The organism is Enterococcus sp. DIV1206 (assembly GCF_051712485.1).
Classification (GTDB): domain Bacteria; phylum Bacillota; class Bacilli; order Lactobacillales; family Enterococcaceae; genus Enterococcus; species Enterococcus faecalis.
This window is the reverse complement of record NZ_JBIOOZ010000001.1, coordinates 287830-309352: the sequence shown is the minus strand read 5'-3', so window position 1 is coordinate 309352 and position 21523 is coordinate 287830. Positions and strand designations below refer to the sequence as shown.

Below are 21523 nucleotides of genomic sequence, written 5' to 3'. Positions count from 1 at the left end.
CATGAAAATTATTATTTTTGGCGGTAGCGGTTTTTTAGGTCAACAAATCGCAAAAATTTTAGTCCAACGCCAACATCAAGTCATCAGTGTTTCACGTCATGGAAAGCCTGCCACGCTCTCCGCATCTTGGAGCCACCAAGTGCAGTGGGTATGCTCCGATGTTACTCGTGACACGAATTGGCAAGAACAAGTCCAGCGTGCTGACTGGGTCATTGATACGGTAGGTATTTTATTTGAAAATCCACGAAAAAAGAAAACCTATCAACGGCTAATTCTGACGCCCGTGAAAAAAATCAGCTCTTTTTTAGCACAACAAAAAAAGCCAGCTAAGTTTTTATTTATTTCAGCCAATACTGTTCCTTTCCCTTTGAGAAAATATATGGATGCCAAATTGGCAGCGGAGGAACTAATCCACCAAGAAGTCGCCGAAGCAGTAATTTTTTATCCTAGTTTACTTGTAGGTCAAGAACGTACCGGCACCATACTTTTTAGTAAATGTATTTATTTTTTTAAGAAAATCCCCTTTTTAAAGAACTTATTTATTGGCTATGATCCCGTGCCTGTGGCAGAAATGGCACAAGAAATTGTTCACGTTTTAGAAGGCGGCAATTCTATTTACACACACAGAAGGACCCGCTAACAATTTATCTCTCAATCGTCTCTGTCTAGAGGCGGTTTTTTTGTGTTACAATACAACTGTTCGAAGGAGAGAAGAAGCATGAAAAAAATTGCCATTATTGGCGGCGGCATTATCGGAATGACGTTAGCTAATTATTTAGATCCACAAAAATTTGACATTACCGTTTATGATGAAGGGATCGGCCAAGCGACTAAAGCGAGCGCTGGGATTATTTCCCCTTGGCTATCCAAACGTCGAAATAAGAAATGGTACCAATTAGCGCGAGAGGGCGCTGCCCTATTTCCAAAGCTAGTCAAAGATTTTCAGCTGACGGAGGATATTTATCGTCAATCAGGGACAGTCATTTTGCGTCCGGCAGCTGCTTTGGCAGACTTAGCCCATTTGGCAGAAGAGCGTAAGCAAACTGCACCTGAAATTGGAGAAATCACGATGTTGTCAGCGGTTCAAACAGCGAAGTTCTTACCGCTACTTAAGGAAACTCCCTCACTTTTTATTTCTGGCGGCGGTCGCCTAGATGGACCAGCTTATCTAAACCATCTTCAGAAACGCGCCGAAGCCAAAGGGGTCACTTTTTGTTCACAACGGGCGCACTTTCGACAACTGAATCAAGGGTGGGAAATTGTCACAAATTCAGAAAAAAAGAGCGTTGATTTTCTCGCTTTAACACCTGGTCCTCATTTAAAGGAATTACTCGCTACTTTAAATTTATCTGTGGACATTCATCCCCAAAAAGGACAATTGTTAGTTTTCGAGACCCCTTTTACAAATAGTCAGCAATGGCCTGTCGCTATGTTAGATGGCGAAGCCGATTTAATTCCTTTTAATCAAGGAAAAATTTTATTAGGTGCCACCCACGAAAATGAACAAGCCTGGGATTTAGAAGAGACTGTTAGCGCTTTTCAACAACTAACTTCTGGGACTGCGCCATTTCTAAAAGAAGCAGATCAGCTTTTTAAGCAACCCATGCATTACCGCGTTGGTACACGTGCTTATACATCTGATTTCGCTCCGTTTTTTGGTCCTTTGCCAGAGCTGCCCCACCTTGTGGTTGCTAGCGGACTTGGTTCATCAGGACTCACTACTGGCCCATTCATTGGTTACCAATTAGCTGAATACTTCAATACAGGTACCTTCAAAGGAGAGCTTTATCAAAAACCACTTAGTCAATATGTTAAAAACAACCCCTCACTTTAATCAGTGAGCGGTTGTTTTTTTCTTTAATTAAGAAATGTGAAGTATCTTGGTAGAAGGATTTTGTTATTATGCTACTTGTGGTCGCGCATAGCGTTCTACGTTTTGTTTAATATTTTTAACCGTTTCTGGATCTTCAATGCCCGTTACTTCAGCGATCACTGTATCAACGCTTTCTTGGTCAAGCATTTCCTGTAATTGACGGCTTTGTTCATCTTCTGGATCATGATAATTAAAGACAATACCAATCATTGCTAATAAATGCGGCGACACTAGATTGCGTTCCTGTAATTCACGGATTGGTCGAATAAACCGTTCTTGCGCACCTAATTTTCTGATTGGTGTCCGTGCTACACGTGTAATAGCATCTGAAATATATTTATTTTGGAAACGTTGAATAATTTTTTCAATATAGGCTGCATGTCCTTGTTCATCAAAATTCCATTTAGCCACTAAAAGTTTACCGGTTTCCTGCAAAACTGATTTGAGTTGTGCTACCACTAAGGCGTCCTGCATCGCTTCGTCAATGGTTTGATAGCCTAACAACGCCCCTGTATAGGCAACTGTAGCATGGCCAGTGTTTACACTAAATAATTTTCGTTCAATATACGGCTCTAAATCAGCAACGTAATGAACGCCTTCTAACTGAATCTCTTTGGCTTTTCGGTTGGTATCATCAATGACCCATTCACAAAAAGGCTCAACTTGAACAAAAAGTGGATCTTCATGTTTTTGTAATGGAACAATCCGATCAACCGCCGCATCAGGAAAACCAATCCATTGTTCAGCATAAGCTGGGTTTTTCAAATATTTGGCCACTTCTTCTGCTAAAAAGGTTGAACCACCAATCATATTTTCACAAGCGATAATATCCAGCGGCTTTTGACAATTTGCTTCGGCACGTGCATCAATTCCTTGAGCAATTAATTCAGCAATTCTTGGTAAAATATTGGGACCAATCGCCGTCGTGACTAAATCGGCTTCCGCAATTGCTTCTACTACTTTTTCTGGTTCTGTCATGTTATTTAACCCGGTCACATTTTCAACGTTAATTTGTTGATGTGAGGCATCGGCCAATTCAATTGTATAACTTTTACGTTCTTTTAACGCTTGAATGATGGTTTCATTAACATCCACAAACGTAATATGAAACCCGTTTTTAGCTAAAATTTCGCCGATAAAGCCGCGTCCAATATTTCCTGCTCCAAAATGTACTGCGTTCATTCTTATTCTCTCCTTTAAGCAATGGCTAAATTTTCTGTTATTTCTTCTTTACTTAATGCGTCGGCAAGTTGCACCACGTTATCCATATCACTACAATAAAGTGCAATTTGTTGGACTAATTGCAAATGTTCTTCACCGACTCCGGCAATCCCAAATAATACGGTAGCAATTTTTTCATCTTCTTCGGTGCCAAAATTAACACCCTCTGGGACTTGCACTACACAGATTCCTGATTTTTTCACTAATTTTTTGGCTTCTTCTGTTCCATGAGGAATGGCAATAAAATTCCCCATATAAACAGATAGCAATTGGTCTCTTTCAATCATTGCTTCGATATAAGCGGGCTCAACACAGCCTGCCTCGACTAGTTTTTCGCCGCAAAAGCGAATAGCTTCTTCTTTTGTATTAAACTGTTGATTTAATTCAATTGAAATATTCGTAAGATTTTCCATTGTTTTCTTCCTCTCTAGGCACTTTCTTTTAAGAGCGAAACCACTGTTTCATATTTTTGGGGATTAACCATACTTTTTACTGATAAGTGTGTCGCTTTCGGTGCTTTTTTACGGGCTTGTTCCGTTAGTTCAGCTTTAGTGACAATTAAAGCCTGTGTTTGTTGAGTTAATTCATTAATATTAATTTTTCGAATCGGCATTGAAATTTTCTCTTTATCTAAAATTTCTTCTAAGACTTTCATTCCCATCGTTGCTGACCCGACACGGTCATCGTGAACCAAAAGAATCTCATTGACATTTGCTAAATCTCCCTCAATTTCAGAAGCAGGTGTTGCTTTGGAGGCTGTTGGTTGTGCGTCGTTTTTTTCTTTGGTACCTGATAGTTCAGCCACAATTTCATCATAACGTGGTGAGTTCAAGAAGTTTTCAACTGCTACAAAGGTTGCATTAGGTGCTTTCTGTTTGGCCCGCTCTTGCAATTCCGCTTGTGTGACAATCAATGTATTTCCCTCATCGGTCAAATTATTAATGGCCCGATTCGTCACAGTTTGTACTAAACCAGCCTCTTGGACCTTTTTCCGTAAGATAGACGCCCCCATTGCACTAGAGCCCATCCCAGCATCACAAGCAAAAATAATTTGTTGAATTCCTGACAATGAAGCACTACCATTTGTGACAGTTAATCCTTTTGATGCTGCTTTAGCAGCTTGGGTTTCTTTCACTTTTTGGGCAAATTCATCACTTTCTTCTTTCGCATCTGCTTTTAAAATGACTGCGGATACTGCAAAGGAAACAGCAGTTGCTGCCAAAACACCTAAAATAACTGGTAAGTAAGAACCCATTGGTGTCATCGCTAAAATAGCTATAATGGAGCCTGGTGAAGCGGGCGCACGTAAACCAGCATCTAACGTTTGGAAAACCAAACTACCTGTCGCGCCACCTGCAATAACCGATAAGAATAATAACGGTTTCATCATTACATATGGGAAGTAAATTTCGTGGATACCACCAAGGAAATGAATAATTATTGCTCCCGGCGCAGAAGATTTTGCCGCACCTTTTCCAAAAAACATAAATGCTAATAAGACACCTAACCCAGGACCAGGGTTTGCTTCTAATAGGAAAAGAATTGATTTACCAGCCGATAAGACTTGTTCTGTCCCTAAGGGTGTTAAAATGCCATGATTAATCGCATTGTTTAAAAAGAGCACTTTTGCCGGTTCAATAAAAATACTCGTTAATGGAATCAAATGAGCATTTAAAATGATTTCCACACCACGTGCCATTGCAGCAGTCAGCGCATCGACAATTGGGCCAATCGCTGAAAAACCAAGTAAAGCTAATGCAAAACCAATCAATCCAGCTGAAAAATTGTTTACTAACATTTCAAAACCAGCTTTAATCCGATGTTGGAAATACTGATCAAATTTCTTAATTGTAAAGCCACCAAGTGGACCCATAATCATGGCACCTAGCATCATCGGAATATCGGTTCCCACAATCACGCCCATTGTCGCAATTGCGCCAACTACGGCACCGCGATCACCTGCAATTACTTTCCCACCAGTGTAGCCAATTAATAATGGAATTAAATAGGTCAACATTGGGCCAACCATCGTGGCAAAGGCTTTATTTGGCAGATATCCATCTGGGATAAATAGCGCTGTCAAAACGCCCCACGCAATCAACGCCCCGATATTGGGCATCACCATGCTAGATAAGGTACTGCCAAGTCTTTGGACTTTTGCTTTAATTGATACTTTATTTTTTTCTGGTACTTGTTCCATTTTTATTCCCCTTCTCTCAAGTAACTTTTCTTGTTGACTAAATTGTATCCGCTTTCCAAAGCTGAAAAAAGTCGTACTTTGGCACAAACCATTGTGCCAAAAGTTGAAAGAAAAAAGCACGTGTTCTCTAGTTACGAAAACCAGAAAACACGTGCTTATTCCATTTCTAATAATTCCAATAATAAATGAACAACTTTTTATGCTATACTCAAATTGGCGACTTGCCTCGAAAGGAGGTGCATCACATGTACGAGATTGTCACAAAAATTCTTGTGCCGATTTTTGTCGGGATTGTCCTGAAACTTGTAACCATTTGGTTGGAAAAACAGAACGAGGAATAAACAAGTTGCTTCCAACCGCTGCTGTCTAAACAGCAAAAAAAGACACCCTACCACAATAGGGTGTCTTTTTAGTGCATCCATGCACGACTTTGTCACAAGTTACCTTAAATTTATCATAGGTCCTATTTTTTGTCAAGGAATCTTCTTATCTTTTTTGTTTAACCTCTTAAATTAAAATATTTTATTTTTTTAATATAAAATTATTTCAATAATTATTGAACATTTCAGAATGAATTGATTTTTTCCAGACGTAACTTTAGGCTTGAGCCAGAATTTTTTGTGCTTCATCTATTGTTTGACAATCACTGAGCCGCTGAATGTTTTCGAGATCTGAACAGAAAAAAGCTAATTCTTGAAGCATGCTTAATTGCCGTTGACTTTTTAGAGCAACGACAAATAACAAAGTAGCTATTTTTCGATCTGCTTCCGTACCAAAGTTGACCCCATCAGGCACTTGAATAAAGCAAATCCCTTCTTTTAAAACTTGTTCATCTTGTCCTTCCGCATGAGGTAATGCCACGAAGTTACCGATATACACACTGACTTTTTGTTGACGTTGATACATTGCTTTGACATAGTCAGGCGTGACCAACTGATTTTTTAGCAGTAATTCACCAGAAGCTGCAAGTGCTTCCTCCCAACTAGCATACGATTGATTCAACATTATTTGCTCCGCTGTAATTTCAAACATCTCTCAACACCTAGCCTTTCATTTCTTCAATTAATAATGACGAAAGCAACTGATAAACAATGGCTTCATTTCCTGAATGAAAAATTTCTGTATTTAAATCATTCATAATAATCGCACCACTGATTTTTCCTAAAATTTTCCCGATTGTTTCATCAATCGGCATCGGCGCTAGCATGAGTAACATACGTTGTAACTGCATCGGCTTTTTATCCATCCCTTCAATCATAAGTGGCTGGGCCAGATTAAAAATACAAAAAACAGGCTGTGTCACTGCTGTACTTGAGGTATGGAATAAGGCCATTTCCGTCTGAGGAATCCCAATAGGCGCTTGCTCGTAACGTTTCATCAATTGCTGACAGACGATTGCACTATCGGTGATTAAATCTGCGGAAAGTTGCGCGAGAGCTTGTTGAACGGTTTCTGCTAAATCCGCTTGATTATTTAAATCTGCTATGAAAAATGTTTCTAATAGTTTACTAATTTCTTCCATGAAAGCGACCACTATTTCGTAGCTTTCTTCGCCACCTATTTTTTTCACAGGTGCTTTCCTAAGCGAGCGTTTTTCGTGACTAATCCGCTTAAACTCTTCTTTCAATTGGCGGATTTCATCGTCTAAAAGTAACGGTGAGATCAATTTATATTTACCATTGTATCCTGGTAATAACGAAGTGGAAATCACTAAGTCATAGTTTTCCTCAACATTCACCTTACCTAAATCCGCAATCCGAAAAAAATGAATCTGGTTGATAAAAGGAAAGTAGCGCCGTAATCGCATTTCCAGCATACTTGTCGAAGCCAAACCGCTAGGAGAAAAACCAGCAATATCAACTTCCATAATTTTGGGACTCCGCTCTAAAGAATTGGCAAAATGAAGTACCATGTAGGCAATTTCCTCTTCCGATAAATTCTTTTGCGGAAAAATTTGCGGCAACGCTTGGCGTAAAGCCGCAGCTATTTCTTGATATTGATTCATAATCCGTTCTAAAATGGGATTCGTTAAATCTTCTTCTTGTAAAACCGCCCGAGAAAAAACACCTGATAAATGCGTCAACAACATTTTATACAAATTGGTATCTTCGAAAAAATTAACTTCCGTTTCTTGACTTACTGCTTCAATCAGTTGTTTCACTGCATAAGCCAGCTGAGTGTCAAAATGTTCATCAAAAAAATCTTCATCAAAAGAATTAGAAAAATCACTTAATAAGCTAGCAAAAAAAACAATCTCACTGACAGCGTATAGTTGTTTTGTTTCAGCAGCGACTTTTGAAAAAAGTCGTTTAGAACAATTTAGAAAGGCCTTATTCATCTGCCCAGTATAGGTCTCATCAGCTAAATAAAAACCTGCAGTGACCCGATCCATCGCAATTGTTAACATTAAAATCAAATGTTGTAATTTGCGATCACTTAATGCTGGAAATAAAGTTTCTACTTCTGGCTGAACAATTTTTTGTGCAAATGCTAAATGTTCTGCATGAATAAACTGAAAGAAAAAATGGTCGTTTGTTGTTAATTCGGTAAAATGAAAAAATTGGTACTCATTAATTTCCATACTTAGAATATTCGCCATTAGAAGACGGCGATATTTTTCAGAACCAGTCACTTCATAGCCTTGATTCCGAGAAATCGTCAACGGAATCCGAGCAATCCGTGTTTCTAATTGTTTAATATCGGCATAAAAAGTCGTATTACTAATACAATACGTTTCCAGAAAATAATGCATAGAGACTGGCTCTTTTGTTTGAAGTAATGTCAATAAAATCGCATGTTGCCGCGCCAAAGTAGAAAGTTCCTGTGTCTCTTCTCCTAAAATAGCAGCCTGAATTTCCGTCATCGCTGCTTCATCTGCTTGAATCGAAAAGCGCCCACGAGCTACTTTTTCCAACGTCGCGCCCATCGATGCTAGCGAGGTTTCTAAATTTTCTAATTCACGATATACCGTCCGGCGGCTAACCTTTAACAAATTCATCATGCGGTTTACTGAAACGGGGGTGGGACTATTCACTAATTCCGTTAATAGAACAGTTTCTCTTGTCGTTAAAAACATCTATCAGCTCCTCCTTCCAGCCATTCTTGATACTCTTTCTTATTCAAAAAACTAGTAACTACGTATAAATTTTGTTGCGTTAGATCTAAATGATAGGCTTGCGCCAGTTCACGAGTCACTACGTAGGTTGTCTCCTTGGTAAAAAAGACTGTTTCCAGTGGTTCTTTAGATACTTCAATCGCGACTCCTTGTTTCGCCGCTTGTTGCCGCAATAATTCCATTCCCATTGTTTGCGATCCTCGAACATTCTCGGCATATAAAAAAACAAGCTTCTGTCTTTGTTTGGTCGAGTTCGTTCCAGTAGACTCTGAACCAAGTGAAGATTGCTCTTGAGAAGAAGCAGTCAGTTTGGCTAAAACTTGCGGGTAATAGGATTTAATTTCTAAAAAATTTTGAACACTCACCATATCCTTTTCTGGGACGTACTTTTGTGCTAACTGTTTCAATTCTGCTTGAATGACCACTAATGTCTTAGGCTGCCACTTCATCTGATGAACGGACTGGTAAGTCACAGGTATCTCCAAGTCCACAGCTTTTAATTGTCGGCTTAGCAAACTAGCCCCCATGGCACTTGAGCCCATTCCTGCATCACAAACAAATAAAATTTGCTGATAGTTAGGTGTGACTGTTTCCACTTGGTCTTCCTCCTTCTCCTTCATCTTTATCATTGAAACTGGTTCAATTCCTCGTTGACGTTTTAATAACAAGCTTGCTATTGCAAAAGAGCACAGAAAGCTAACAAAAATTCCGCTAAAAACCGCCAGCCTCGCATCAGTCGGGGCATTGGCTAAAATCGCAACCAATGAACCTGGCGAAGCTGGAGCACTTAGCCCCACATTAAATATTTGAAAAACAAGCGTACCACTCATTCCTCCAGCAATTACTGCTAAAAATAAGCGCGGATCCATTAAAACAAACGGAAAATAAATTTCATGAATGCCCCCAATCAGTTGAATCATGGTGGCACCTCCTGCTGTTTTTCGTTGGCCTACAGGCCCAAACAGCAGAAAAGCAACCAAAACGCCCACGCCTGGTCCAGGATTTGTTTCCAATAGAAATAAAATGGACTGACCTGTTTGACTAGCACCTTCTAAACCTAGAGGCGTTAATAAGCCATGGTTAATCGCATTATTAAAAAATAACACTTTTAAGGGTTCTAAGAAAACGTGAACCAATGGCAAAAGATTGGCTTCAATTAACCAAGAAGAAAATTGATACAGCCAAAAACTAGCGCTTTCAACAGCCGGAGCTACAACCAGAATACCAAAACAGCACAGCAGTCCTCCCACAATTCCTGCTAAAAAGTTTTTAGTCAGCATCTCATAGCCTTCTTTAACTTTCGGTAAGAGAATTTGTTCAATTTTGGCGAAAGTATATCCTGCTAAAGGGCCAATAAACATAGCACCAAACAACTGTGGAACATCTGTGGAAACAATCACGCCCACTGTCGCAATAGCAGCAACGACGCCGCCACGTTGTTCCTCGAACATTTTTCCGCCTGTAAAACCAATTAAAATCGGTAAAACAACTCGAATCATTATCGTTTCGACTTCAGAAAGAGCTAGCCGTAGATTCCCTGTCGTATAGCCAGCCACCAAAGACAATAAGCTCCACGCAATAAAAATACTCAAATTTGGCATAATCATCCCACTCAAACGATGACCAAAACGACGTAAATAGGGAGTTACTTTCACAAACTTATGTTTAAAAAAGAGCGAATGCATTTCTTTTTCCTTCATATTCCTTGTCCCTCGCTCTCTATGTAGATAATTAGAATACTTCTATTATATGAAATTTCACAAAAAAATAGTATAGATTTTTGTAAAATAATTCTTTTATACACCTCACAAGAGAATCCGTTTACATTAATAGAAAAAACTTTTATACTAAAAGAAAGAAACTCTTCGGATTGGAGGCCAATTATGGCAATCAAAGCAATTGTAATGGATATTGATGGTACCTTGTTAACTTCAGAAAAAAAGATTTCACCAAAAACGCGACAAGCACTAGCAGCTGCACAAAAACAAGGCCTCTCACTGATTTTGGCTTCTGGCCGCCCGACTAACGGTATGCGGACCTTAGCAGATGAATTGGAGATGGCTCATTATAATGGACACTTACTTTCCTATAACGGCGCTTGTGTCACCCATCATGGCAGTCAGCAACAACTATTTAATCAGACAATTTCAAAGTCATTGAGTCAACAAATTTTAGAGCATTTGAAACAATTTGACGTAATTCCAATGATTAATGATGAAACATTTATGTATGTCAATGATGTTTTTCATAACACCTTACATTTAGAGACTGGTGATTTTAATATTATTGAATATGAATCACGGGGTGGCAACTTTCAATTATGTGAGTGGCATGATTTAGCCGCCAGACTAAACTTTCCCTTGAACAAAATTTTAATTGCTGGTGAACCCGCCTATTTACAAAAATATCATGAGGCCATCTACGCGCCTTTCAAAGAAACCGTCACCGCTGCTTTTTCCGCTCCTTTCTATTTTGAATTTACCGCAAAAAATATTGATAAAGCGCGTTCTTTAGAAAAACTAACCCTACAGTTAGGTATAGCTGCTGAAGAAGTAATTGCTTTTGGTGATGGTCACAACGATTATACAATGTTGGAATGGGCCGGCACGGGGATTGCTATGGAAAACGCCGTTGACGAGCTTAAAAGCATCGCAACGGAAGTCACTTTATCCAACGACAATGACGGCATCGCTGTTGCATTAGCCAACTTTCTTTAAGATCGTTGGTTGATGCAAGCGTACGCCGTCATTTTTTATTGCCTATTCAAATGTCGTGATTTTTTCTGGTGCTAAACGAACAGATTCATAGCCAGTTTCCATGCCCTTACCCACAGATAAAATCATTACTGGGACATAGCGCTCTTGATCTAAACCAAATGTTTCGGCTAATTTTTCCGCTTCAAAACCACCGATTGGATTTGTTTCATATCCGTGAGCTCGTGCCACTAACATAAATTGCATAGCTGCTAAACTCGCATCAATTTTTACGATGTCATTCATTTGTTCTCTGCTTAAACTTTCATAATGGGGAATAATGGCTGCTAATTGTTGGTCCCGCACTTCCTTAGGCATTTTACCACTAGCATAGGCTTGATTGTAAATTTCCTCTCCTCGCTCATGGCAGTTTAGATCACCAAAAATTAAGAGCATTGCAGAAGATGTTTCATTTTGACGCGTATTAAAGCGAATTAAGGGTTTTAATTTTTCTTTGCCTACTTCACTTTCTACTACGACAAAACGCCATGGCTGCATGTTAACAGAAGAAGGGGCGGTGGTCGCTTCTTGAATCATTGTTAACATTTCTTCATGAGAAATTTTATGGGTTTCATCGTACACCCGAACCGATTTGCGGCCAAAAACAATCTCTGAAAAATCATTCGTTGTATATGTTGTCATTCTATCATACCTCTTTCGTTGTAATGCTTTGATCTAGTTTTGTCAAAAGTTCTTTTAATTGGCGACAGTCGTCCTTTGTAAATGTACTGGGAATAATTTCTGTTACCATTTGTTGCTTGGCTGTACATTGCTGTAGTTCTTGTTGTGCTTTTTCTGTTAAATGCACTAGCACTTCCCGATTATTTTCTGGATTTCGCTGTCGTGTCACATACTGTTTCTCTTCTAAAATTTTCAAATGGCGAGTGACCGCACCACTATCGATTTTTAAGTGTTCTTGAATCTCCGTTTGAAGACACGGCTGACGTTCTTTTAAAATCATCAGCAACTCATAACGAGTCAAACTCAAGCCAACTTGCTCTTCAAAAACTTTGGTAATTTTTTGATCTAATACCTTTAACTGACATAATAATTGGCTGACTTCCCGTAATGATAACGACATAGTTTCCTCCTTAAAAAGATGACTCGTCAACAATTGACTAGTCAACTATAACTGTTTCTTTCTAAAAATGCAACCTTTTTTACAAGAAAAATAGAACAATTGACAGGGAGAAACTACAGTATTCCCCATCAACTGTTCTATTTTAATCAATCTATTTTTCGGTAACAGGTTCTGCTGATAACCGCTTAATTCCTAAACCAGTAAATGCACTGACCATTGAGAAGACAGGCGATAATAAGCTAAAGAAAACAAATGGTAAGTAAGTCAACGTTGGTACGCCAAAGGTCCCCGCTACGAAGCTACCTGCAATCCCCCAAGGAATGAGGTAGTTAATAACCGTCCCACCATCCTCCAAGGTTCTGCCTAAAACAGTCGGATCCAAACCTTCTTTTTTGTAAACTTCTTTAAAGGCATTCCCTGGTAAAATAACCGATAGGAATTGTTCACCAATAAAAATATTTACGCCAATTCCTGTTAATAACGTTGATAAAATCAATTTCGGTGTACTGCTCATTTTCTGCGAAACAACTTCCATGACCGCAGAAATCAATCCTAATTCCATTAATAAGCCACCTAGAGACAACGTTAGAATAATAAGTGCCACAGTCGGCATCATACTCATAATCCCGCCACGACTTAATAATTGATCAATTTGTGCGTTCCCCGTTTGAGAAACAAACCCATTTTCCAACGTGTTTCCTAATGCCTGCAACGATACTTTCGGATTTTGAATAATAATCATAATTACTGCCACAATAATGTTCAACAAAATCGTGATAATCGCTGGAATTTTGCGCCAGGCACAGATTAACATTAAGGCTAATGGTAACAATGACCAAATGGAAATGGTAAAGTGGTCTTCCAATACTTGAATAACTTGAACTACTTCTGTCAGACTAGTATTCGCGTACGTTTGTCCTAAAATCATAAACAAGATTAAAGAGACGATAAATGCTGGTACAGTCGACCACATCAAGTTTTTTATATGTTTAAATAAATCCGCTTCAACAATCGCTGCGGCTAAGTTTGTTGATTCTGATAAAGGTGACATTTTATCACCAAAAACTGAACCAGAAACAATCGCCCCCACAACTAAAGCAGGATTTAACCCTAAGGTACTGCCAATACCGAAAAAGGCAATTCCAATTGTTGACATCACTGTAAAAGCACTACCTACTGCACTGCCGACAATCGCACAGACAATAAAAACTGACGGCACAAACCATTTAACACTAATCATTTTAAAACCAAAAACCATAATCGTTGGAATAATTCCTGCTTGAATCCAAACGGCAATCAATGCCCCCACTAAAATGAAAATAAAAATTGGAATAATTCCTGGCTTCAAGCCATCAACAATCCCTTTATGCATTTGATCAAATGGTACTTTACGAAACATTGCGTAGCCTAAAATCAATGCAATCACAAACAAAATAGTAATATTTGGCGATATCTTTAAGCCAATTACTCCTGTTGCAATAGCTGCCACAATAATTAATAACACGATACTTGCTTCTCGAACACTCACGGTCTTCTTTTTCTGTTTTTCTTTCATTTCGTTACTCTCCTCTAATCTTTTTTCTGAATACTCTGACATTAAAGGATCTTATGATAACGAATAACCCCTCCACAACTCATTGAAAACGCCTCCTAAAGCTACATAAAAAGAGAGATTCATCCTTAAAGAATAAGGACGAATCTCTCCGCGGTACCACCTTAATTAGAAGCTTACTTGCTTCTCGCTTATGTATTATGTAATTGTCACTACTTATTAGTGTAATTCACAAATAGACTTGATCGATTCGCAACAACCATCGACTTTCTGAACAAAACATCTATTTCCTACTGGGCTAATAATTTATGAATCTCAATATACCAAGAAGAAACCGACTTGTCAACGAAAATAGCATAAAAAATTTTTTCACACGCCAACAAAAATTACTTTTTCTTTTTGTAAAAATAGAAAAGCGCCTCCGTTCTCACGAAAGCGCCAGTTAATTAGTGGGTTGTGCCACCTTGTAGTTGAATATCTTCTTGCGTTTTTACCGCTGCTTCAATCATATAGAACAAAGAATCTGTGATTGCTTCTAATGACATAGAAGCAAACGTTGGTTTATCAATTATTTGTTCTGGTAGGAACGGAACATGAATAAATCCGCCACGAATAGTTGGATATTTAGTGTTAATTAAGTGTAGTAAGTGATACATAATATCATTACATACAAAGGTTCCTGCTGTATAAGAAATCGCTGCAGGTAATTGATGGTCATGACAATTTTTTACCATCGCTTTAATCGGTAAATTTGTAAAATAGGCTGTTGCTCCATCTTCAACCAATGGCACATCGCTTGGTTGTTGTCCTGCATTATCCGGGATACGCGCTTCCGCTAAATTAATCGCCACTTTTTCAACAGTAACTGTTTGGCGGCCGCCTGCTTGTCCAACACAAATCACCATATCTGGTTGATGGGTTTCAATTGCTTCAGCCACTTTTTCACCACTAGTGCCAAAAACAGTTGGCACCTCAACTTTAATAATTTCAGCTCCTGCAATTTCAGCAGGTAATTTTTTGACTGCTTCAAAGGCAGGATTGATTGCTTCTCCTCCAAATGGATCAAAGCCAGTAACGACAACTTTCATTTCGATCATCCTTTCTTATTTGAATAGAATCATATAAACAATTTGGAAAATTAACATGAAGAGTGCAATCGGCAATTGATTTTTAATGACGCCGTACTTATCTTTCATTTCCAACATGGCTACAGGTACGATATTAAAGTTCGCAGCCATCGGTGTTAACAGTGTACCACAAAAACCACATGTTAAGGCAACCATCCCAACTAATGCGGGATCTGCACCTAAAGAAAAGACAAACGGCACACCAATTCCGACTGTCATCACGGTTATTGCTGCAAAGGCATTGCCCATGATAGCCGTAAAAATAACCATTCCCACAGCATAAATAATAATCCCTACATTGACATTTCCTGCTGGTACTACGGCACTAACTCCTTTTGAAATAATCTCACCAACACCAGCGCTAGTAAAAACAGCACCTAAACAAGCTAATAGCATTGGCAACGTACTAAGAGGACCGACTGTTTCTAACATTTCCGCCGCATCATCAAAAAATACTTTCGGCGTATTATTTTTAGAAAAGAACATCATGATGAAAATCGCTACAAAGACACCAACACCGACACCGACTAAAGCTCCTAAAGTAGTCAATGTGGCAAAAAGAATTGCAAAAACCCCGATACTTAGTGCGGGAATAAAAATCTTCATTCCTAATTTTTGAGACATTTTTTCCATGTATTCTTTCGAAGGTAAGCGACTTTCTCCTTTTGTCACTTTTTGAAGAATTGCCGGAATTGTCATCACAAAAATAAGTACGCCACAGGCAACTGGTGGAATAAACCGACCAAAACCGATTAAGATCCCTAAAATCCCCCAGAATAAACTAGTCCCATACGCATGTTGATTGGTTTTATCACGAAAACTACGAAAACTTGTATATAACAAGATAATACCCATAAAAATATAAAGGACTTCCAATAACTTTGCACTCAAATCAATACTTGGATCTGTGAAAAAACTCATTTCAGTCCCTCCTGTCCATAATATTTTTTACGTAATCTTTTTTCTTTTAAAGTAAAGTAAATACTTGCCGAAATTAAGGCAACTAAGGCGACTGGTACTTCCACTAAAGCCAATTTACCTAATGTCACTTCATAGCCTAAATCTTTCAATGTTGATTGAACAAGCAATGCCCCAGCCCCACCAACAAACAGAACTTGACCAAAGAACCAACAGATATTTTCCATGGCTGAAGCCATCCCTTTTAGTTCTTCTTCATACTCTGGCACCATTGGTAAATTTTTTGATTCAATTGTTCCTAACGCCATTGGCAAAATAATCGGACGCACAAAACCTGCTACCCCACCGAAACTTACGTTAAAAGCGGCGAAGATAATCCGAAAGACACCATAAATGTCAATAATCACACCAGCAGATACCTTTTTGAATCGTTTAATCAACGTAGCCGCTGACTCTTTCAAGCCATTTCTCTCTAACGTTCCTGTTGCTAACATAATAATAATAAAGATAGCCATGCCTCGATTATTCACAAAGGTTGTTCCTAGTGTTTCTAGCATTGATGTCAAACCAAGCCCGCCAGTAAAAGCCGTCACTATTAAAGCAACCATCACAATCAAGATAGCATCAAATTTCAATGCGAAGCCGACAATGACGATCAATACGCCTAATAAAGGTAATAAATCCATCAAATCTCTCCTTCTTAAAATAAAATTTCACTTTCCATTATATGCCAATTTTCGCTCATTTGTAAGACTTTTTTAATTTTTAATGTTATTTTTTCTAAAGACACAGTTTCCAACACTTTTTAGAGCTACCACTCGCACTTTTTTCTTTTTTCCGCTAGAATAAAAGAAACAATAACATTGAGGAGGATTTTTATGTTCCAAACTTTTAGAGAAAATTTTCGGCGCCATACCCTATTGCGCGACGCCGTCTTTATCGTTATCGGAAGTGCCATTGTCTTTAATCCCGGTGCTTTCTTCCAGTTCGTCGGTTATTTAATTGCTGGTTATTTGATGCTTTTAGGGTTAATTAATATTTATGATGACTACAAAATAAAAAAACAAACGGGTAGCTGGGGACTTGGTTTCGTAACAGGTTTAATCTTTGTCGTCTTAGCAGTAGCCTTTTTATTTTTTGCACCAGTGATCGTTTCGATTCTGCCGTTTTTATTAGGGATTAGCATTGTTATAAACGGCCTCGTTCAATTGACTTTTGCTTTAAATACTCGTCAAACAGGCGCGCTTATCTACAGTATTCTGGTTTTAATCGCTGGAGCTGTTTTAGTTTTCAACCCCTTCAAAAGTCTCTTAGTTTTGATGCAAGTCTTTGGATTTATCCTGATTTTCATGGGTGTCATTGAAATTATTGGTCATTTTAGAAATAAAGCTTAACGAAAGGAGCAACTTATGGATAAAGAAAGTACCAAGTGGATCCGCTTTTTAGGTGGGAAAAATTTACTTTACACATTAACTATCCTTTGTCTAATTGCTGTAACTATCTTTTTATTCAACACTGTTTCATTTATCTTTAAACCAATTTTTGTTATTTTTAGTGCCGTCTTAGGCCCGGTACTTTTTGGTATTATTCTATTTTATTTGCTTAATCCAATGGTGAAACGCCTTGAGAAAAAAATTCCCCGTGTTTGGGCGATTGCGATTCTCTATGTCTTAATTATTGCATTACTAGTGTTAGCTGGACTGCAACTTTTCCCAATTATCCAAGACCAAACGGAAGAATTAATCAAACAATTCCCAAGTTTTTGGAAAAGCACGCTCCAAACAGTACAAGAATTTATGGCTAAAACACCTTTTGCAAAAGATTTAGAATCTGCTAATGAGTCGATTAATCAGCTCTGGGGCAAACTTACAAACTCCTTTAAAGACTTTGCAGGGGATTACCTACAAACAGGCGCACAAGGTCTGGGAAGCGTCTTTTCTGCAGTTTCTTCTACTTTCCTAACCTTGTTTACAGGACCTATCATCGCCTTTTTCCTTTTAAAAGACAAAGAAAAGTTTTATCGCTTTGTAAAAGGCATCATTCCCCCAGCTTTTCGTCCTGATTTTGACGAATATAGCCAAATTGCCAACATTCAAATTGGCGATTATCTAAAAGGTCAAGTCATTGCTTCGTTGGTTTTAGGGATTATGTATTGGCCAGCTTTTCTATTAATTGGTTTACAATTTGGTAGCATTTTAGCTTTAGCTGCGGGTATTTTATGTATTATTCCTTATATCGGGCCATTTATTGCCTTTATTCCTGGATTGATTATTGCCTTTCAGGATTCCACATTTATGGTAGTTAAATTTGTTATCGTCTGGTTTGCCATCCAATTGATTCATGGAGATTTTGTTATTCCTCGTGTGATGGGCGATAAATTAAAAGTCCATCCGATTACTATTTTACTTGTCTTGTTAGTTATGGGCGAACTGTTTGGTTTAATGGGCGTTATTTTTGGGATTCCAATGTATTGCCTAGTTAAAGTGACAGTCATTTATTTATTCCGCAAATTCAAACAACGCTATAACCGCTTTTATGGTGACAACGGCGAGTATGAACACACGAATTTTACTAAAGATCAATATTTAAAATAATACAATGAAAAAACTGGGACATAAGCCGTTTAGACTTATGTCCCAGTTTTTTTACCATACTTCTCTAGCAATTTCTTGAAGTAATTGAACTTTGCGCCATTGTTCTTTCTCCGTCAAACGATTTCCTTCTTCCGTCGAAGCAAAACCGCATTGCGGACTAATACTTAAGTTTTCTAAAGGAACAAACTGTTGGGCTTCTTCAATTCGTGCTTTCACTTGTTCAGTCTCTTCTAATTCAGGAAACTTAGAAGTAACTAAACCTAAAACGACTTTGCTGCCATTATTTTGCCAATGTCTTAATGGTGAAAAGTCCCCTGCACGATCTGAGTCATATTCCAAGAAGAAACCATCATAATTCGTAGCAAATAATTCTTTTGCTATCGGTTCATAACCACCTGAAAATAACCAAGATGAAGCATGGTTCCCACGGCAAATGTGTGTGGTTACAGTTAAATCTTCTGGCTTACCATCCAAGGCTTCATTAATAATCGTGGTACACACTTGTGCAATTTCTTCTGGCTGTATTCCTTTTGCTCGTAATTCTTCTTGTTTTGTCTGATCCGCTAGAAACGCCCAATTTGTATCATCAAATTGCAAATAACGGCAACCTCTCTCGTAAAAGGCCGCAATTGCATCTTTATATGTTTGTGCTAAATCCTTATAAAAATCACCAATCTCTGGATAAATTGTTTGAATGCGCGAGGTGCCGTCGTTGGATAAAATTTCTTGACGTAAAATCATGGTCGGACTAGGGATCGTTGCTTTGGCTACCGTGCCATCACCAACTTCCACCACCTCTTTTAAAAATGAAAAGTCCTCTAAAAATGGATGTTGCGTAGGAAAAGATATTTTATCCACTACGCGGATATTATAGGCCGGAGCTGCTTTTCCATGAAAGGTTTGGTTATACCCCGTTTCTGGGATATAGCCTGTCACACCATTTAATCCTTCTAAGAAATCAATATGCCAAAAACCGCGACGAAATTCACCATCTGTGATTCCCCGTAAGCCGCCAGCTTTTTGTTTTGCTACTAATGCTTTGATTTCTTCATCTTCAATAAGACGTAGCTCTGCTTGAGATAACGCACCTGCTTGGACCTTTTTCCGTGCTTTCTTAATTGTTTCCGGACGTAAAAAACTTCCCACATAATCAACTGTAAAAGGAATCTGACTACTCATTTGCCTCACTCTTTCCTATTTTTATTTATAAAAAAACGCCCTTTTACTAGCCGTAACTAGTAAAAGGGCGATTATTATCGCGGTACCACCTTTTTTCGGAAAGATGACTCTTTCCCTTCAACTGACAATCATAATCAGCGGTCTTGTTAACGAAAGACATTACGTTTTTGCCTACGTTTCGACAAAAATTCCTCCTAGGCCATTTTTCGATACAGACATCTAACTTTTTTCACCAACCAAAGTCTCTCTACCAGCTGTCTTGTATTTACTTTCTTATTCAACGGAAATTATTAGATTACAATTAGAATACCACGTTTAGCAAATTTGTCAACGGAGATGGATGAAATAGTAATGAAAAAAGCAGCTTCTTTTCAGAAGCTGCTTACGTCTATTTTTATCATTGCTGATTAGGCTGAGTGTCCTACGATTGTGCTACCTGAGTAACCAAAACCGACACGTGTAATACCTGGGTTAATTTCCCAATCACGGTGACCGCTACCTGAAGCTGTTACCATGTTTGTTTCATTGTACCACGCCATGATTACTGAGTTACCTGGCGCCCACATAATTGCGATAACTTCATCTCCACGAGACCAGTGATCATTTGGAATGCCACCTGCTTCAATTTGTGCTGCACGAGCAGTTGCAGAAGCTGCTAAGCCTGCATCCCACACTACTGGACGTAAACCTAATGATTGACGTAGAACGTTCAATGCATTGATTGTTGGATCAGCAGAAGGTGTTGGTGTTGGTGGTGTTGGTTTCTCTGGTTCTGGTGTAGGTGTTGGTGTAACTGTTCCACCACCAGTTTGGCCACCATTATTTCCATTATCACTTGGTGTTGTAGGTTGTACTGGTTGTTCTGATGAAGAAGAGCCAGTATTTTCTGTTGCACTATTATCTGTACTTGGTGTAGTTGTTTCAGTTGTTTGTTGCGTGCTTGATTCAGTTGCTGAGCTTGAGCTTGCTGGTGCTTGCGCTTCTGTTGTTGATGAAGAGGCAACTGGTGCTTCTGCTTTCACTTCAGCTTTAGCTGGTTTTGCAGCAGCTTGTTTAGCTTTTTCAGCTGCAGCTTTTTGTTCAGCAGCTAAGCGTGCTTGCTCTGCTTCAGCAGCTGCTTTTTGTTTTTCTAAGCCAGCTTTAGAACTTTCAGCTGATGATTGTTCTAATGCTAATGAAGCTTTCATTACGTTTAATTCAGATTGTTTAGAAAGTAAATCTTGACGTTTTGTTTCTAATTCAGCTTCTGTTGCTTCAAGTTGTTTCACTTTTTTCTCGTTTTCAGCTTTTTTATCAACAACGGCTTGTTTATCTTCTTTTTGTTGTTGCATTAAGTCGTTGTTGGCACTTACGATTGTTGAAACAGCTTGAACACGGCTGATTGCATCAGCAACTGAGTCCGCATCTAAAACCGCATCTAGCATTGTTGTGCTTTGTCCATTAACTTGAACATCACGTGCTTGATTTTTGATTGCTTCGTTACGTTTTTCAATACGTTGATTCAAGTTTGTAATTTCTTGTTGTAATTGTTCTGATTTTGCTTTTAGTGTTTGCTTTTGTTCACGTAAAGCCATGCTTTCATCAAATACTGAAGATACTTCTGCTTCTAAAGAAGATACTTGTGAAGCTAAATCCCCTTGTTTTGCTTTTAATGATGAAATTTCTTGATTTTTTTCTTCAATTTTTTTATCAACATTGTCCGCCAAAGCGATGCTTGGGGTAGCAATTGCTGATAGCGTTAATGAACATAGTAATACTGATGCAAATAGACGTTTCTTCACTTGTCATTCCTCCGAATTAATTTCTAAAGTTTATTTAAAATATCTTAATCTTTTCTTACGACAAAAACATTCTACCACACCCATATTTCAATTAAGCAATAGAAATGTTACAAAAACATTTCAGATCAC

20 protein-coding genes and 2 other annotated features are annotated in these 21523 nt (G+C 38.4%); of the genes, 6 read left to right on the top strand and 14 right to left on the bottom strand.

What is annotated here, in order from left to right:
- Window position 1: 1 nt before the first annotated feature.
- Window positions 2–640 (top strand): NAD(P)H-binding protein, encoded by a 639-nt coding sequence (locus tag IGK86_RS01570; RefSeq protein WP_002373205.1) that lies wholly within the window; start codon window positions 2–4, stop codon window positions 638–640.
- Between the two features lie 78 nt (window positions 641–718).
- The gene (locus IGK86_RS01565) at window positions 719–1834 is read left to right on the top strand and encodes an NAD(P)/FAD-dependent oxidoreductase (protein ID WP_016617043.1); all 1116 of its coding nucleotides are present in this window, start codon (window positions 719–721) and stop codon (window positions 1832–1834) included.
- 66 nt (window positions 1835–1900) lie between these two features.
- On the opposite strand, the gene IGK86_RS01560 is transcribed toward IGK86_RS01565, so the two are convergent.
- The 3 genes from IGK86_RS01560 to IGK86_RS01550 are packed head-to-tail and all read right to left on the bottom strand — an operon-like array spanning window position 1901 to window position 5294.
- Window positions 1901–3055 (bottom strand): mannitol-1-phosphate 5-dehydrogenase, encoded by a 1155-nt coding sequence (locus IGK86_RS01560; RefSeq protein ID WP_016617042.1) that lies wholly within the window; start codon window positions 3053–3055, stop codon window positions 1901–1903.
- Between the two features lie 14 nt (window positions 3056–3069).
- A complete protein-coding gene (locus IGK86_RS01555; protein WP_002355279.1) occupies window positions 3070–3507 on the bottom strand; it encodes a PTS sugar transporter subunit IIA in 438 nt (145 codons plus the stop codon).
- 14 nt (window positions 3508–3521) lie between these two features.
- Entirely contained in the window at window positions 3522–5294 is a 1773-nt protein-coding gene (locus IGK86_RS01550; protein WP_002405272.1) for a PTS mannitol-specific transporter subunit IIBC, read from the bottom strand.
- 245 nt (window positions 5295–5539) lie between these two features.
- On the opposite strand from IGK86_RS01550, the gene IGK86_RS01545 reads away from it, so the two are divergent.
- Window positions 5540–5635 carry a type I toxin-antitoxin system Fst family toxin gene (locus tag IGK86_RS01545; protein WP_015543884.1) on the top strand — a complete coding sequence of 32 codons (96 nt, stop codon included), beginning with the start codon at window positions 5540–5542 and terminating at the stop codon, window positions 5633–5635.
- Between the two features lie 256 nt (window positions 5636–5891).
- Here the strand turns inward: IGK86_RS01545 and IGK86_RS01540 are convergent, their stop codons facing one another.
- From IGK86_RS01540 to IGK86_RS01530, 3 genes are read right to left on the bottom strand one after another with little or no spacing between them, the layout of a single operon-like run.
- Window positions 5892–6326: a PTS sugar transporter subunit IIA gene (locus tag IGK86_RS01540; protein ID WP_002355276.1), complete on the bottom strand. Its 435-nt coding sequence runs from the start codon at window positions 6324–6326 to the stop codon at window positions 5892–5894.
- A gap of 10 nt (window positions 6327–6336) precedes the next feature.
- Window positions 6337–8370 (bottom strand): BglG family transcription antiterminator, encoded by a 2034-nt coding sequence (locus IGK86_RS01535; protein WP_016617041.1) that lies wholly within the window; start codon window positions 8368–8370, stop codon window positions 6337–6339.
- Window positions 8361–10109 (bottom strand): PTS transporter subunit EIIC, encoded by a 1749-nt coding sequence (locus IGK86_RS01530; protein WP_016617040.1) that lies wholly within the window; start codon window positions 10107–10109, stop codon window positions 8361–8363. The genes IGK86_RS01535 and IGK86_RS01530 overlap by 10 nt, the downstream gene beginning before the upstream one ends.
- A gap of 183 nt (window positions 10110–10292) precedes the next feature.
- On the opposite strand from IGK86_RS01530, the gene IGK86_RS01525 reads away from it, so the two are divergent.
- Complete coding sequence (locus IGK86_RS01525) at window positions 10293–11126, top strand: Cof-type HAD-IIB family hydrolase (protein ID WP_010713584.1); 834 nt, start codon at window positions 10293–10295, stop codon at window positions 11124–11126.
- 42 nt (window positions 11127–11168) lie between these two features.
- Here IGK86_RS01525 and IGK86_RS01520 read toward each other — a convergent pair whose 3' ends face one another.
- The 6 genes from IGK86_RS01520 to IGK86_RS01495 all read right to left on the bottom strand — a co-directional run bounded on the left by IGK86_RS01520 (window position 11169) and on the right by IGK86_RS01495 (window position 16526).
- The gene (locus IGK86_RS01520; RefSeq protein ID WP_010713585.1) at window positions 11169–11804 is read right to left on the bottom strand and encodes a nitroreductase family protein; all 636 of its coding nucleotides are present in this window, start codon (window positions 11802–11804) and stop codon (window positions 11169–11171) included.
- 4 nt (window positions 11805–11808) lie between these two features.
- Window positions 11809–12243 (bottom strand): MarR family winged helix-turn-helix transcriptional regulator, encoded by a 435-nt coding sequence (locus tag IGK86_RS01515; RefSeq protein ID WP_002370202.1) that lies wholly within the window; start codon window positions 12241–12243, stop codon window positions 11809–11811.
- A 151-nt stretch (window positions 12244–12394) separates the two neighbouring features.
- Entirely contained in the window at window positions 12395–13840 is a 1446-nt protein-coding gene (nhaC, locus tag IGK86_RS01510) for a Na+/H+ antiporter NhaC (protein ID WP_002383673.1), read from the bottom strand.
- 89 nt (window positions 13841–13929) lie between these two features.
- Window positions 13930–14105, bottom strand: a binding site (T-box leader).
- Between the two features lie 136 nt (window positions 14106–14241).
- Window positions 14242–14883 carry a pyroglutamyl-peptidase I gene (gene pcp, locus IGK86_RS01505; RefSeq protein WP_438741935.1) on the bottom strand — a complete coding sequence of 214 codons (642 nt, stop codon included), beginning with the start codon at window positions 14881–14883 and terminating at the stop codon, window positions 14242–14244.
- A 15-nt stretch (window positions 14884–14898) separates the two neighbouring features.
- Window positions 14899–15843 (bottom strand): DUF979 domain-containing protein, encoded by a 945-nt coding sequence (locus tag IGK86_RS01500; RefSeq protein WP_002355267.1) that lies wholly within the window; start codon window positions 15841–15843, stop codon window positions 14899–14901.
- Entirely contained in the window at window positions 15840–16526 is a 687-nt protein-coding gene (locus IGK86_RS01495; RefSeq protein WP_002355265.1) for a DUF969 domain-containing protein, read from the bottom strand. The genes IGK86_RS01500 and IGK86_RS01495 overlap by 4 nt, the downstream gene beginning before the upstream one ends.
- Window positions 16527–16718: 192 nt before the next feature.
- On the opposite strand from IGK86_RS01495, the gene IGK86_RS01490 reads away from it, so the two are divergent.
- Window positions 16719–17234, top strand: a complete 516-nt coding sequence (locus tag IGK86_RS01490) for an HdeD family acid-resistance protein (RefSeq protein WP_002381189.1) — start codon at window positions 16719–16721, stop codon at window positions 17232–17234.
- 15 nt (window positions 17235–17249) lie between these two features.
- Window positions 17250–18434: an AI-2E family transporter gene (locus tag IGK86_RS01485; protein WP_010713586.1), complete on the top strand. Its 1185-nt coding sequence runs from the start codon at window positions 17250–17252 to the stop codon at window positions 18432–18434.
- 51 nt (window positions 18435–18485) lie between these two features.
- On the opposite strand, the gene IGK86_RS01480 is transcribed toward IGK86_RS01485, so the two are convergent.
- Window positions 18486–19613: a 5-methyltetrahydropteroyltriglutamate--homocysteine S-methyltransferase gene (locus tag IGK86_RS01480; RefSeq protein ID WP_438741932.1), complete on the bottom strand. Its 1128-nt coding sequence runs from the start codon at window positions 19611–19613 to the stop codon at window positions 18486–18488.
- 60 nt (window positions 19614–19673) lie between these two features.
- Window positions 19674–19903 (bottom strand) — a binding site (T-box leader).
- A gap of 117 nt (window positions 19904–20020) precedes the next feature.
- Entirely contained in the window at window positions 20021–21394 is a 1374-nt protein-coding gene (locus tag IGK86_RS01475) for a PcsB-like coiled-coil domain-containing protein (RefSeq protein WP_016617037.1), read from the bottom strand.
- Window positions 21395–21523: the final 129 nt, after the last annotated feature.

Bases quoted from the DNA above. Each gene is read 5' to 3' on its own strand.
- IGK86_RS01570 (WP_002373205.1), top strand. From the start codon at position 2: ATGAAAATTATTATTTTTGGCGGTAGCGGTTTTTTAGGTCAACAAATC.
- IGK86_RS01565 (WP_016617043.1), top strand. From the start codon at position 719: ATGAAAAAAATTGCCATTATTGGCGGCGGCATTATCGGAATGACGTTA.
- IGK86_RS01560 (WP_016617042.1), bottom strand. From the start codon at position 3,055: ATGAACGCAGTACATTTTGGAGCAGGAAATATTGGACGCGGCTTTATC.
- IGK86_RS01555 (WP_002355279.1), bottom strand. From the start codon at position 3,507: ATGGAAAATCTTACGAATATTTCAATTGAATTAAATCAACAGTTTAAT.
- IGK86_RS01550 (WP_002405272.1), bottom strand. From the start codon at position 5,294: ATGGAACAAGTACCAGAAAAAAATAAAGTATCAATTAAAGCAAAAGTC.
- IGK86_RS01545 (WP_015543884.1), top strand. From the start codon at position 5,540: ATGTACGAGATTGTCACAAAAATTCTTGTGCCGATTTTTGTCGGGATT.
- IGK86_RS01540 (WP_002355276.1), bottom strand. From the start codon at position 6,326: ATGTTTGAAATTACAGCGGAGCAAATAATGTTGAATCAATCGTATGCT.
- IGK86_RS01535 (WP_016617041.1), bottom strand. From the start codon at position 8,370: ATGTTTTTAACGACAAGAGAAACTGTTCTATTAACGGAATTAGTGAAT.
- IGK86_RS01530 (WP_016617040.1), bottom strand. From the start codon at position 10,109: ATGAAGGAAAAAGAAATGCATTCGCTCTTTTTTAAACATAAGTTTGTG.
- IGK86_RS01525 (WP_010713584.1), top strand. From the start codon at position 10,293: ATGGCAATCAAAGCAATTGTAATGGATATTGATGGTACCTTGTTAACT.
- IGK86_RS01520 (WP_010713585.1), bottom strand. From the start codon at position 11,804: ATGACAACATATACAACGAATGATTTTTCAGAGATTGTTTTTGGCCGC.
- IGK86_RS01515 (WP_002370202.1), bottom strand. From the start codon at position 12,243: ATGTCGTTATCATTACGGGAAGTCAGCCAATTATTATGTCAGTTAAAG.
- nhaC (WP_002383673.1), bottom strand. From the start codon at position 13,840: ATGTCAGAGTATTCAGAAAAAAGATTAGAGGAGAGTAACGAAATGAAA.
- pcp (WP_438741935.1), bottom strand. From the start codon at position 14,883: ATGAAAGTTGTCGTTACTGGCTTTGATCCATTTGGAGGAGAAGCAATC.
- IGK86_RS01500 (WP_002355267.1), bottom strand. From the start codon at position 15,843: ATGAGTTTTTTCACAGATCCAAGTATTGATTTGAGTGCAAAGTTATTG.
- IGK86_RS01495 (WP_002355265.1), bottom strand. From the start codon at position 16,526: ATGGATTTATTACCTTTATTAGGCGTATTGATCGTCATTGTCGGCTTC.
- IGK86_RS01490 (WP_002381189.1), top strand. From the start codon at position 16,719: ATGTTCCAAACTTTTAGAGAAAATTTTCGGCGCCATACCCTATTGCGC.
- IGK86_RS01485 (WP_010713586.1), top strand. From the start codon at position 17,250: ATGGATAAAGAAAGTACCAAGTGGATCCGCTTTTTAGGTGGGAAAAAT.
- IGK86_RS01480 (WP_438741932.1), bottom strand. From the start codon at position 19,613: ATGAGTAGTCAGATTCCTTTTACAGTTGATTATGTGGGAAGTTTTTTA.